General features: G+C 68.6%; 11 protein-coding genes and 1 pseudogene. 7 read left to right on the top strand and 5 right to left on the bottom strand.

Annotated elements, in window-relative coordinates; translation table 11 throughout:
• The first annotated feature begins 273 nt into the window (after nt 1–273).
• A complete protein-coding gene (locus ACZYVJ_RS21760; protein ID WP_463833261.1) occupies nt 274–654 on the top strand; it encodes an SRPBCC family protein in 381 nt (126 codons plus the stop codon).
• Between the two features lie 173 nt (nt 655–827).
• Here the strand turns inward: ACZYVJ_RS21760 and ACZYVJ_RS21755 are convergent, their stop codons facing one another.
• Nucleotides 828–1,784 carry an electron transfer flavoprotein subunit alpha/FixB family protein gene (locus tag ACZYVJ_RS21755; RefSeq protein WP_463833260.1) on the bottom strand — a complete coding sequence of 319 codons (957 nt, stop codon included), beginning with the start codon at nt 1,782–1,784 and terminating at the stop codon, nt 828–830.
• Nucleotides 1,785–1,819: 35 nt separating this feature from the next.
• Nucleotides 1,820–2,611 carry an electron transfer flavoprotein subunit beta/FixA family protein gene (locus ACZYVJ_RS21750; RefSeq protein ID WP_067356298.1) on the bottom strand — a complete coding sequence of 264 codons (792 nt, stop codon included), beginning with the start codon at nt 2,609–2,611 and terminating at the stop codon, nt 1,820–1,822.
• Nucleotides 2,612–2,838: 227 nt separating this feature from the next.
• Here ACZYVJ_RS21750 and ACZYVJ_RS21745 point away from each other — a divergent pair, with 227 nt between their 5' ends.
• From ACZYVJ_RS21745 to ACZYVJ_RS21730, 4 genes are read left to right on the top strand one after another with little or no spacing between them, the layout of a single operon-like run.
• Complete coding sequence (locus ACZYVJ_RS21745; RefSeq protein WP_463833259.1) at nt 2,839–3,672, top strand: class I SAM-dependent methyltransferase; 834 nt, start codon at nt 2,839–2,841, stop codon at nt 3,670–3,672.
• Entirely contained in the window at nt 3,669–5,249 is a 1,581-nt protein-coding gene (locus ACZYVJ_RS21740) for a 1,4-alpha-glucan branching protein domain-containing protein (RefSeq protein ID WP_463833258.1), read from the top strand. The genes ACZYVJ_RS21745 and ACZYVJ_RS21740 overlap by 4 nt, the downstream gene beginning before the upstream one ends.
• 13 nt (nt 5,250–5,262) lie before the next feature.
• Nucleotides 5,263–6,507 (top strand): glycosyltransferase family 4 protein, encoded by a 1,245-nt coding sequence (locus ACZYVJ_RS21735; protein WP_463833817.1) that lies wholly within the window; start codon nt 5,263–5,265, stop codon nt 6,505–6,507.
• Nucleotides 6,508–6,524: 17 nt separating this feature from the next.
• The gene (locus ACZYVJ_RS21730) at nt 6,525–7,880 is read left to right on the top strand and encodes a TIGR01777 family oxidoreductase (RefSeq protein WP_463833257.1); all 1,356 of its coding nucleotides are present in this window, start codon (nt 6,525–6,527) and stop codon (nt 7,878–7,880) included.
• Between the two features lie 89 nt (nt 7,881–7,969).
• Here ACZYVJ_RS21730 and ACZYVJ_RS21725 read toward each other — a convergent pair whose 3' ends face one another.
• Both ACZYVJ_RS21725 and ACZYVJ_RS21720 read right to left on the bottom strand, forming a co-directional pair.
• Nucleotides 7,970–8,653, bottom strand: coding sequence for a phosphodiesterase (locus ACZYVJ_RS21725; RefSeq protein ID WP_463833256.1), 684 nt, complete (start codon nt 8,651–8,653; stop codon nt 7,970–7,972).
• Between the two features lie 46 nt (nt 8,654–8,699).
• A pseudogene (locus ACZYVJ_RS21720) lies at nt 8,700–9,415 on the bottom strand (Rv1815 family serine proteinase).
• Between the two features lie 291 nt (nt 9,416–9,706).
• Here ACZYVJ_RS21720 and ACZYVJ_RS21715 point away from each other — a divergent pair.
• Nucleotides 9,707–10,198 (top strand): STAS domain-containing protein, encoded by a 492-nt coding sequence (locus ACZYVJ_RS21715; protein ID WP_463833816.1) that lies wholly within the window; start codon nt 9,707–9,709, stop codon nt 10,196–10,198.
• Between the two features lie 24 nt (nt 10,199–10,222).
• Here the strand turns inward: ACZYVJ_RS21715 and ACZYVJ_RS21710 are convergent, their stop codons facing one another.
• Entirely contained in the window at nt 10,223–10,720 is a 498-nt protein-coding gene (locus ACZYVJ_RS21710; RefSeq protein ID WP_463833815.1) for a MarR family winged helix-turn-helix transcriptional regulator, read from the bottom strand.
• Nucleotides 10,721–10,884: 164 nt separating this feature from the next.
• Here ACZYVJ_RS21710 and ACZYVJ_RS21705 point away from each other — a divergent pair, with 164 nt between their 5' ends.
• Nucleotides 10,885–12,069 carry a polyprenyl synthetase family protein gene (locus ACZYVJ_RS21705; protein ID WP_463833814.1) on the top strand — a complete coding sequence of 395 codons (1,185 nt, stop codon included), beginning with the start codon at nt 10,885–10,887 and terminating at the stop codon, nt 12,067–12,069.
• The last annotated feature ends 5 nt before the right edge of the window (nt 12,070–12,074 follow it).

The raw sequence follows: 12,074 nt of genomic DNA, 5'->3' as shown, positions 1-12,074 counted from the left end.
TAGTCGGCATCGACGCTGTGACGTGTCGGTGCACGTGAGATGACGAACTATGCGCAATGGGGAGCCCTGCGACGCAGCTCACAGTGACCCCGCAACGGCGCGATGAACGCAGCGTTACCGATTTTCCGCGGTTGAGCGCGGACCGCGCCGGGTAGGACGTGCAGGTGACCTGGAGGGAAACAAGCGAATGACCCGACCTTCGGCAGGCCTGCGCCGGCTCATCGATCCCGACGACGTCGTCCAACAGCAGTGCCTGCTCGGGCAGGCCGCGCCATGATCCTGACCGCGGATCGCCAGATCGCGGCGCCGCCGGCCGCGGTGTGGAAATTGCTGGTCGATCTGGACGCGTGGCCGAAGTGGGGGCCGACGATTCGGGGGGCGCGGCTGGACCCGCAGCACACCGCACTGGGCTTGCACGCGACCGGCACCGTACAGACCTCCCTGCTGGTCGCGTTGCCGTTCGAAGTCACCGAGTTCGAGCCGGGGCACTATTGGGCGTGGAAGGTGGCCGGTGTCCCGGCGACCCGGCACCGGGTGGACCCGGCGGGCGACGGCGCGCGGGTGAGCATGTCGGTGCCGTGGTGGTCCGCGCCCTACCTGACGGTGTGTTCCATCGCCGTGCGTCGCATCGAAGCGATGCTGACCGGCGCCTAGCGACCTCGACGGCCGGGCCCGAGAACGGTTGTGTCACTTCGCAATCCGCCAGCGCCGGCGCTAGCGGGTTCGGGAAGGGGTCGATGGTCACGGACGCGACGCCGATTTGTCCGGCCCCGGACGCAAAAAGCCCCCGGCACCGCGGTGCCGGGGGCTTTTTGCGCGGCCGAGACTCAGCCCTTGCGGGTCTTGACCGCCTCGGTCAGCTGCGGAGCGACCTTGAACAGGTCGCCCACCACGCCGTAGTCGGCGATCTCGAAGATGGGTGCCTCTTCGTCCTTGTTGACCGCGATGATCGTCTTGGACGTCTGCATGCCCGCGCGGTGCTGGATGGCACCGGAGATGCCCAGCGCGATGTAGAGCTGCGGCGAGACCGTCTTACCGGTCTGGCCCACCTGGAACTGGCCCGGGTAGTAGCCGGAGTCGACGGCGGCGCGCGACGCACCGACGGCCGCACCCAGCGAGTCGGCCAGCTCCTCGACGACCTTGAAGTTCTCTGCGCTGCCGACACCGCGACCACCGGAGACGACGATGGTGGCCTCGGTCAGTTCCGGACGGTCACCGGCGACCGCGGGCTCGCGGGCTGTGATCTTCGTGGCGTTCTCGGCCTGCGCCGGGACCTCGACCTTGATCTCTTCGCCTGCGCCGGCCTGCGGTTCGGCGTCGACCGCGCCGGCGCGCACGGTGATCACCGGGGTGTCGCCGTTGGCCTGGGCCTCCACGGTGAACGCGCCACCGAAGATGGAGTAGGTCGCCTTGTTGCCTTCCTTGACCTCGACCACGTCGACCAGCAGGCCGGATCCGATCCGGGCCGCGAGCCGGCCGGCGATCTCCTTGCCGTCGGCGTTGGCGGACAGGATCACCGCGGCGGGAGAGTTGGACTCGGCGAGCGAGGCCAGCACGTCGACCACCGGTGTGATCAGGTATTTGTCAACGTCGTCGGACTCGGCGACGTAGATCTTCGCGGCGCCGGCCTCCTTGAGCCCGTCGACCAACGGCGCGGCGGTCCCGGGAGCGCCGACCACGACGGCGGCGGGCTCGCCCAGCGCGCGGGCGGCGGTGATCAGTTCGGAGGTGACCTTCTTCAGCGCACCTTCTGCGTGCTCGACGAGCACCAGTACTTCAGCCATGAGTTATTTCGCTCTTCTCGTCTTAGGGACTCGGGTCAGATGATCTTCTGGGCAACCAGGTACTTGGCGACGTCGTTACCGCCCTCGCCCTCGTCGGTGACCTTCTCGCCCGCGGTCTTCGGTGGCTTGGGCGTCGACGACAGCACGGTCGAACCGGCGTTTTCCAGCCCGACCTCGTCGCTCTCCACCCCGATCTCCGCCAGGGTCAGCACCGTGACCTCTTTTTTCTTGGCGGCCATGATGCCCTTGAAGGAGGGGAACCGCGGCTCGTTGATCTTCTCGGTGACGCTGACCACCGCGGGCAGGGTCGCCTCGAGCGTGAACACACCCTCGTCGGTCTCCCGCTCGCCCGTGACCTTGTCGCCCTCGATGGAGAGCTTGCGCACGTGTGTCAGCTGCGGCAGGCCCAGGTACTCGGCGATGACGGCCGGCACCGCGCCCCCGGTCCCGTCGGTGGCCTCGTTGCCGGCGATGACCAGCTCGGTGCCCTCGATGGTGCCCAGCGCACGCGCCAGGGCCCATCCGGTCTGGACAACGTCCGAGCCGTGCAGGCCGTCGTCCTTGAGATGGACGGCCTTGTCGGCGCCCATCGACAGAGCCTTGCGGATCGCCTCCGTGGCGCGCTCGGGACCCGCGGTCAGCACCGTCACCGAGCCTTCGCCGCCCTCGCGCTCACGGATCTGCAGCGCCTCTTCCACCGCGCGCTCGTTGATCTCGTCCAGCACCGCGTCGGCGGCCTCACGGTCCAACGTGTAATCGCCGTCAGATAGCTTGCGCTCCGACCAGGTGTCTGGGACCTGCTTGATCAGGACCACGATGTTCGTCATGAGTGTGGTTCGTCCTCCTAGAAGGGGGCTCGCAGCAATCGACTGCGAAACCTCGGTACGCGTTTTCGCAACGCACGGCCGTGTTACTACCCGGTAACTTTGTGCGGTATGCATTCACACCATAGCTGGTCGTAGTGCACGTTCTCGCAGCCCGTCCACCGCCTGAGAAGCGGGGCCTCACTTCCCCGGTTCGCGAATCCGACACTTCGCGTTAGCCTGCCTATGCAATGAGCGCACCGGTCCCTGACGTCCCGCAGCACACCCCCGGCGACACCGCCTCGGGGGGTGACGCCGTGATGATGCTGACGGGCGAGCGCACCATCCCGGGTTTGGACATCGAGAACTACTGGTTTCGCCGCCACGAGGTCGTTTACCAGCGGCTTGCCCAGCGTTGCGCGGGCGCCGACGTACTCGAGGCCGGCTGCGGGGAGGGCTACGGCGCCGATCTGATCGCCGGTGTCGCCCGCCGCGTCATCGCGGTGGATTACGACGAGGCCGCGGTCGCCCATGTCCGCGGCCGCTACCCGCGGGTGGACGTCATGCAGGCGAACCTCGCGCGGCTGCCACTGCCCGATTCGTCGGTGGACATTGTGGTCAACTTCCAGGTGATCGAACACCTGTGGGACCAAACACAGTTCGTCGTCGAGTGCGCCCGGGTGCTGCGGCCGTCTGGGCTGTTAATGATGTCCACGCCGAACCGGATCACCTTCTCCCCGGGTCGCGACACCCCGATCAACCCGTTCCACACCCGGGAACTCAACGCCGCCGAACTGACCCAGCTCCTCATCGACGGGGGCTTCACCGACGTGTCGATCAGCGGCTTGTTCCACGGCCCGAGGCTTCGCGAGATGGACGCCCGGCACGGTGGCTCGATCATCGACGCGCAGATCCAGCGCGCAATGGCCGCTGACCCCGGGGCATCGTGGCCGCCCGAGCTGGTGGCCGACGTCGCCGCGGTCACCACCGGCGACTTCGACCTGGTCGAGGCCGGCGCGGGCGCGCGCACCGGCCAGCACATCGACGACAGCCTCGACCTGATCGCGATCGCGGTAGCACCGTGAGCGCGCCGCAGCACCGCGTTCCCGGCCTCTTCACCCTGGTTTTGCACACCCACCTGCCCTGGCTGGCCCACCACGGCCGCTGGCCGGTCGGCGAGGAATGGCTGTATCAATCCTGGGCGGCGGCCTACCTGCCGCTGATGCGGGTGCTGCACACCCTGGCCGGCGAAGACCGCCGCGGCGTGATCACGCTGGGCGTCACACCGGTGGTGAACGCCCAACTCGACGACCCGTATTGCCTGGACGGCATGCATCACTGGCTGGCCAACTGGCGGCTGCGCGGCCTGGAGGCCACCAGCGTGCGGTCCGCAACAAGCTCAAAGTCCGCCGGCTACCAGTCATGCACACCGGAAGCGTTGCGCGCCTTGGGGCTTCGTGAGTCCGCCGAGGCGCAGCGGGCGCTGGACGACTTCGCCATCCTGTGGCGGCACGGCGGCAGCCCGCTGCTGCGCAGCCTGCTCGACTCCGGCGCGGTGGAGTTGCTCGGCGGCCCGCTGGCTCACCCGTTCCAACCGCTGCTGGCGCCGCGGCTGCGCGAGTTCGCGCTGCGCGAGGGTCTGGCCGACGCCGCGCACCGCCTGGCGCACCGCCCGGGCGGGATCTGGGCGCCCGAATGCGCCTACGCGCCCGGCATGGAACACGACTATTCGGCCGCCGGCGTCACCCATTTCATGGTCGACGGCCCGTCGCTGCACGGCGACACCGCGCTGGGCCGGCCGGTCGGCGGCACCGATGTGGTGGCGTTCGGGCGCGATCTGCAGGTCAGCTACCGGGTGTGGTCTCCTAAGTCCGGCTATCCCGGGCACGCCGCGTATCGCGACTTCCACACCTACGACCACCTCACCGGCCTCAAGCCGGCCCGGGTGACGGGCCGCAACGTGTCCTCGGAGGACAAGGCGCCCTATGACCCCGAGCGCGCCGACCACGCGGTCGACACGCACGTCACCGACTTCGTCGACGTGGTCCGCAACCGCCTGCTCGCGGAGTCCGCGCGCATCGGGCGACCCGCCCACGTGGTCGCCGCATTCGACACCGAGCTGTTCGGTCACTGGTGGTACGAGGGCCCGACCTGGCTGGAGCGGGTGCTGCGGGCCCTGCCCGAGGCCGGCGTGCGGGTGGGCACGCTGAACGACGCCATCGCCGACGGCTTCGTCGGCAACCCGGTTGCCCTGCCGCCCAGCTCGTGGGGCTCGGGCAAGGACTGGCAGGTGTGGGCCGGCGACCAGGTCGCCGATCTGGTCGCGCTGAACAGCGAAGTCGTCGACATGGCACTGAGCACAGTCGACAAGGCGCTGTCCCAGACCGCGTCGCTGGACGGGCCCATCCCCCGCGACCACGTCGCCGATCAGATCCTGCGCGAGACGCTGCTCACCGTGTCCAGCGACTGGCCGTTCATGGTGAGCAAGGATTCGGCCACCGACTACGCCCGCTACCGCGCCCACCTGCATGCGCACGCCACCCGCGAAATCGCCGACGCGCTGGCGTCGGGCCGGCGCGACACCGCGCAGCGCCTGGCGGAGGGATGGAACCGCGCCGACGGGCTGTTCGGCGCCCTCGATGCCCGCAGGTTGCCCCGATGAGGCGGGCCGCGGCGTGAAAATCCTGATGGTGTCGTGGGAATACCCGCCGGTCGTGATCGGCGGGCTCGGCCGGCACGTGCATCACCTGTCGACCGCGCTGGCCGCCGCCGGTCACGACGTCGTGGTTCTGTCGCGCCGACCCACCGGAACCGATCCCCGCAGTCACCCGTCGTCCGACCACATCAGCGACGGCGTCCGGGTGATCGCGGCCGCCCAGGATCCGCACGAATTCACCTTCGGCACCGACATGATGGCGTGGACGCTTGCGATGGGCCACTCCATGATTCGCGCCGGGCTGCCCCTGACGAAACCGGGCACCAACCGCGTGTGGCGGCCCGACGTCGTGCACGCCCACGACTGGCTGGTGGCCCACCCGGCCATCGCCCTCGCCCAATTCTACGATGCGCCAATGATTTCCACGATCCACGCCACCGAAGCCGGCCGGCATTCCGGCTGGGTCAGCGGCCCGATCAGCCGCCAGGTGCACGCGATCGAATCGTGGCTGGTGCGCGAATCCGACTCGCTGATCACATGTTCGGCATCGATGGCTGATGAGATCACCGAACTGTTCGGTCCCGGCCTGGCCGAGATCACCGTGATCTGCAACGGCATCGAGACGGCGCGGTGGCCGTTCGCGGCGCGCCGGCCGCGCACCGGGCCCGCCGAGCTGCTCTACCTGGGCCGGCTGGAGTACGAGAAAGGTGTGCACGACGTCATCGCCGCGCTGCCGCGGATCAGGCGCAGCCATCCCGGTACCACGCTGACCATCGCCGGTGAGGGCACCCAGCAGGGCTGGCTCATCGAGCAGGCCCGTAAACACCGGGTGCTCAAGGCGATCCGGTTCGTCGGGCACCTCGAACACGCCGAGCTGCTGGCCGTCCTGCATCGCGCCGACGCCGCGGTGCTGCCCAGCCACTACGAGCCGTTCGGGATCGTGGCGCTGGAGGCGGCCGCGGCCGGCACTCCCCTGGTGACATCGGACATCGGCGGCCTGGGCGAGGCGGTGATCGACGGCCGGACCGGGGTGTCCTGCCCGCCGCGCGACGTGGGACGGCTGGCCGCGGCGGTGCGCACCGTGCTCGACGACCCGCAGGCCGCGCAGCAGCGCGCCCACGCCGCCCGCGAGCGACTCACCTCCGATTTCGATTGGCGCACGGTGGCCGAAAGGACCGCGCAGGTGTACCTGTCTGCCAAGCGTGGCGTGCGGCAGCCGCAGGCCCGGCTGCCCATCGTCGAACACGCCTTGCCGGACCGGTAGGGACTAACGTTTCAGGGATGGGGCTGGATTATTCGAGCGTCGTGGACGCTCCCATCACCGACGTTTTCGAGTGGCATGCCAGGCCGGGCGCGTTCGCCCGGCTCTCGCCGCCGTGGCAGCCGATGCGGCTGGTCACCGAGGCCGCCTCACTGAAGGACGGGCGGGCCACGCTGGCGCTGCCCGGGGGTCTGCGCTGGGTCGCCGTCCATCAGCCCGACGGCTATGACCCGCCGCGCCGTTTCGTCGACGCCATCGGCGGCGACGGCCTGGCCGCGCTCCCGGCGCGAATTGCCGTGCGGTGGAAGCACACCCATGAATTCGAGGACCTCGGGGACAACCGCACCAGGGTGATCGACCGGGTCGAGACGCCGGTGCCTGCGACGCTGTTGCGGCCCATGTTCGACTACCGGCACCGGCAGCTGGCCGACGATCTGGCCGCACATCGGCTGGCCGCCGAGAACGGGTTGAGGCCTCTGACGATCGTCGTCACCGGGTCCTCGGGACTGGTCGGTTCTGCGTTGACCGCGTTCCTGCGCACCGGTGGCCATCGGGTGATCCAGCTGGTCCGGCACGCGCCGCGCGGCGACGACGAGCGACGGTGGAACACAGACGATCCCGACCCGCAGCTGTTCGAGGGTGTCGACGCGGTGATCCATCTGGCTGGAGCATCGATCGCCGGCCGGTTCACCGATGAACACCGGCAGGCCGTCCGGGACAGCAGGATTGGGCCCACACGGCGGCTGGCCGAACTGCTGGGCCGCACGGACCCCCGGCCGGCCGTGCTGATCTCGGCGTCGGCGATCGGCTACTACGGATATGACCGGGGCGACGACACCCTGACCGAGGACAGCGATCGCGGCGACGGATTCCTGGCCGACGTGGTGACCGACTGGGAGGAGGCGACCGCGCCCGCGCAGCAGGCCGGGGTGCGGGTGGTGCGGGTGCGCACCGGAATCGTGCAGTCGCCGGCGGGCGGCACGCTGAAGCTGATGCGCCCGCTGTTCAGCGCCGGCCTCGGCGGCCGGCTCGGCGACGGACGCCAATGGCTGTCCTGGATCGGAATCGACGATCTGGTGGACGTCTACCACCGCGCCCTGTGGGACTCCACGCTCTCCGGTCCGGTGAATGCCGTTGCGCCGCAACCGATTCGCAACAGCGAGTACACCGCCGTCCTGGCCAGGGTATTGCGCCGGCCGGCCGTGCTGCCGGTGCCGTCGCTGGGCCCGCGGCTAGTGCTGGGCGACCAGGGCGCCCGCGAACTGGCTTGCGCGAGCCAGCGGGTGGCCCCCGCCAGGCTCGCCGCCGCCGGGCACCGGTTCCGCCGGCCCGACCTCGACGGGGCGCTGCGTCACCTGTTGGGCCGCACCGGCTGACGGTGCTCGTCACGGCACCCGCCGGACGGTCAGCGCCCGGCGGTGATGACGATCCGCTTGGACACCGGCTACCTGCTCACAACGAGCGGCTACTCTTCGGCATCCCTGCCGTCGCGGCTGCGCTGATAGGCGCGGGCGCGTAGATCCGCGAGCCACCTGGGGTGCAGGCTCAGCCCCGGCGCCGTGTTGAGGACGGGGTCGAACGATACGTCGTGGTCGTGTTCGGGGTCGAGGGCGGTCGTCAGGGTCATGCGGGCCAGGGGGGTGAAATCGCCTCTGCCGCAGGCCTGGTCGAGTGCCACCTCGATGCTGCTGCGCTGCAGCTTCGACCGGATGCTGTCCAGCGACAACCCCGTGCCACCGATCTCGTTCGAGGTTCGGGCCCGCAGCCACCAGTTGTTGCCCTGATAGTGCAGCGGCATGAGCGTGGTCAGGGTTTGGCCGTTCCACGATGTGGCCGGCCGTAGCGCCAGTGCGCGGGACAGCACCCCCGACCCGGACGAGACGAGCAGGATGTCCCACGGCTTGTCCGCGGGCTGGGGTGTGGGCAGCCGGAAGGCCAACCCGATGAAGTCGGGCAGCGCCCCCGGTGTGCCGCTGGCCTTCGACAGGCGCGCAACAGTCTCCGAGGACGCGATCGGCAAGCCCTGCGCCGGAGCGGCAACGCGTTCGATGTAGCCCCGCGCCAGCACCCCGATCGGATGGAAGAACCGTTTGCCCCGGATCGCGGAGCCCCACTGAAACGGCAATGCCACAAGTTCGAAAACGTTCACCGGCGGCGGATTCCCATTCTGCGGTCGGGGAAACCGGTCCGCGCGATCAGGTGCGCCAGCCGATCATTCGCAGACCGGGCGGCAGTTGCTGCGGGTTGTAGGTGTGGCTGTCGATGTAGACCTGTGCCATGACGGCCTGCCAGGACTCGATCTGGGGTGAGGATCTCCAGGTGCCCTCGACCAATCCCACAATGACGGCATTGTTGTCGTTGGTCAGCGTGTAGACCGGGCCGCCGAGTCCCGGCTGTCCGACGCCATGTCGGTAATGGCGAAGCGGCCATTGGCCACCGAGCTGACCGAGCCGCATCGTTGGCCGGTCGCGCTGCGTAGCTGGCACACGGGCATGCCCGGCTGCGCGCGCAGGCTGGGAGTGGACCCCAGGTGGCGCCCCGTCGGCAGGACATCGCTGGTCGTCACCTCCGGTGCGATCGCGATGACTTCGTATTCCACGGGCAGCATGGAGACGTCCGCGGTGGAGTCGGCGTCGAGTTGGCGACGCCCGAGTACCACGGACCCGATCGGCTTGCGGTCACGGTCGGTCACCATCGACTTTCCGCCATCGCACTGGCCGCTGGTCACCGCGACCCGCAACCGGGGCTCCACCAGTCCCACCATGCAAACCGTGTCGCCCTGGCGAATCTCCATCCCGGGGAACACGGTGCTGCCCGGATCGGCCGCCGCCCGCCCCGACGCGGCAAAGAGCATGGTCGTAAATGCGGATGCGATCGCTAGCCGGTACCACCGGCGGCCTAGCTCTTCCATTGGGACGCATCACCCCTCACGTCCATCAGAGGGTTTATCGCGTTTGTTACTCGACACGCGGATACCCGCCGCAAATGGGGTCAAACCCCGCCCGGTTCCGGCCGGCAAGCGAACAAGTGATGGTTGCCAAAAGGCCAGGAAACGAATGCTTCACCTGGGCATTCGCCATATCGACATCGAGCGCGCAGCTGGGCGTAGGCTCCCGAACAGGTTGAGTTCACAGCTGCGTCTCTAGCAGGGGCGGTGGGCAGAACATCGTTCACTCCCTTCTCACATTCGACAGGCGCGCTCATGGCTGCTAGTCGCTCCGCAGATTCGGCGGACCCCCACGACCCCGTGCGGTGCCGGTACACGGCTCATTTCGACAGGGCACATCTGTTCGTTTATGCACGCAGTCTCGGTACGGTGCTGCGCGTCGACGGCGAGATCGACGCCTCGAACGCGAAGGACCTCACCCAAGAGATCCGAAACCTCACTCGGCTCAAGACCCCCTTGGTCCTCGACCTCAGTCACCTGCGTTTTGTCAGTGTGGAAGGTTTTCGAGCGCTCCTGTTCCTCAACGATGAGCTCCGCAAGGCGCGCGTGTACTGCGGCGTCGTTGGCGGAGCGGCCGTTCGGCCCCTCTTGCGGATCGTGCACGACAACGGACTACCGATTGCCGGTTCGGTGGCCGAGGCCTTCCAGAACGTCGAAGACATTCTGCGCGCGCGGCGGCAATTCATGTCCGACCTGGCGCGGCCACGGCCACCCCGCCCCCGGGCCACGGACAGCGCCGCGTCGTGATCTTCGCCTAACCCATTGCCCGGGTCAGGGTTTCGGCCCCACACCCAATTCGTCTCGAAAGCACCGCAACGCTTCGATCAGCGCGCAAAGTACCCGGTGGCCGGCGGTCAAGTCCGCATCGGGTAGGTCGGCGAGGGCGATGCGGGTATGGGTGCTCAGCGGGCTGAAGAACGACCGCGCGGTGGCCAGGCCGGACTCGCCGTTGAGCAACACCACCTTTCGGCGGTCCGCCGGGTGGTTATCGCGACGGATATGGCCGCCGTCGATCAGCCGGTCCACCAGGTAGGTGATCGCGGAACCCGACATCCCCATCCGCTGGCTGAGGTCACCGGAGGTCATTGGCCGCCCACCGGTTTCAGCCACCATGATGTGGAGCAGGGCGCGAAAATCATTGGGCCGCAGGCTATGTATCAGCGCGAACAGCCGGCCGATCTGATCGGACTCGGTTGACAACTCCCGCAGATCGGCCGAGATCAGCGACTCCAGCTCATCGCGGCCGCAACGCTGCGCATCAGCCTCCATAACACTGTGCAGCGTATCGCCGATCGGCGGGCGCACGCCGTTTAAGTTCATTAAATTAATGTTTAAGTTTCTGAACAAGGTGGTATTTCGTAGCGGGCGGCGCCAGGGCGCGTCTGACGGTCAGCGCTGTGGTTTTACCCGCGTCATCGGCGGGTATGACGCGAGTGTTTGGGCCGCGCAGGCCTGGGCGTGCCAAGCCGTCCGGGAGGGAGCGCTTGGACATAATGAGAGCTTTGTCGTTTTCACCCGCGACGGCGTCGCCGCCGCTGGAGATCGGTTGGCTGAGCGCTGACGATTTCGAAGCATGGCGATCGAACGTACGGCGGATGGTCTTGGGCGACGTCGCCGATTTCATCGCCGCGCGACGTCTCGCCGAACTGGACGATGCGCGCATCGATGCCGCCGGCGACATCCTGGTTCAGTTCGTCTCCGGCGGTAAGTGCCTGCGATCCACCTTCGTGTACCTGGGCTGGCTGTGTGGCGCGCCGCCCGACGACGCCGCGCTGCGGGCCGCGGCCAGTTTCGAGTTGGTGCACGCCTTCGCGCTACTGCAGGACGACGTCATGGATGGTTCCGACGAACGACGCGGCCGCCCGTCGGCGCATCGTCAATTCGGCCACTGGCATCGCGAGCGCGGACTACCAGGATCGTCGCGGCGATTCGGTGAATCGGCCGCCATTCTGCTGGGCGACCTCTGCCTCATCTGGGCCGAACAGATGCTGCGCGACAGCGGCGTCGAGGCCGGGCGTCTGGCACGCGCGTGGCCGCGTTATGACGCCATGCGCACCGAGCTCGCCGTCGGGCAATTCGCCGACCTGACCAACGATGCGCGGCAGACGCCCGGGCTGGATGTCGTGTTGGACGTGGCACGGCGTAAGTCGGGCAACTACACCGTGCGCCGGCCGCTGGAGATCGGCGCGGCCATGGGCGAGTGCGACGACCGAACGCTGTCCCAACTGGGCCGCTACGGCGCCGCCGTCGGCGAGGCATTCCAGCTTCGCGACGACGTGCTCGGCGTGTTCGGTTCGCCCGCGGTGACGGGCAAGCCCGGTGCCGGCGATCTGCTCGAGCGCAAAGCGACCAGCGTCGTGGTGGCCGCCCACCAACTGGCCGATGCGCCGGCCCGGCGTGAACTCGTCGAACTCGCCAATCGCGACACCCTCGACGACAACGCGATCGACCGGTGGAAAGCGCTGATCGTCGAGACGGGGGCGGTGCAGCTGATCGAGGAGATGATCGGCGACCGCGTCGCTTCCGCGCTCGACCGCCTCAGCGACCTGCCGATCGACGAGCCCGTTCGCACCGCGCTGGCCGAAATGGCGGGCGCCTGCACGGATCGCGCCGAATGAGTAGC

Source organism: Mycobacterium sp. IDUB_3 (assembly GCF_055419585.1).
This window is presented reverse-complemented; position numbering and strand designations above follow the sequence as displayed.

What these genes read in the sequence shown, in the direction of transcription:
- ACZYVJ_RS21760 (WP_463833261.1), top strand. Translation starts at nt 274, where the DNA reads ATGATCCTGACCGCGGATCGCCAGATCGCGGCGCCGCCGGCCGCGGTG.
- ACZYVJ_RS21755 (WP_463833260.1), bottom strand. Translation starts at nt 1,784, where the DNA reads ATGGCTGAAGTACTGGTGCTCGTCGAGCACGCAGAAGGTGCGCTGAAG.
- ACZYVJ_RS21750 (WP_067356298.1), bottom strand. Translation starts at nt 2,611, where the DNA reads ATGACGAACATCGTGGTCCTGATCAAGCAGGTCCCAGACACCTGGTCG.
- ACZYVJ_RS21745 (WP_463833259.1), top strand. Translation starts at nt 2,839, where the DNA reads ATGAGCGCACCGGTCCCTGACGTCCCGCAGCACACCCCCGGCGACACC.
- ACZYVJ_RS21730 (WP_463833257.1), top strand. Translation starts at nt 6,525, where the DNA reads ATGGGGCTGGATTATTCGAGCGTCGTGGACGCTCCCATCACCGACGTT.
- ACZYVJ_RS21715 (WP_463833816.1), top strand. Translation starts at nt 9,707, where the DNA reads ATGGCTGCTAGTCGCTCCGCAGATTCGGCGGACCCCCACGACCCCGTG.
- ACZYVJ_RS21710 (WP_463833815.1), bottom strand. Translation starts at nt 10,720, where the DNA reads ATGGAGGCTGATGCGCAGCGTTGCGGCCGCGATGAGCTGGAGTCGCTG.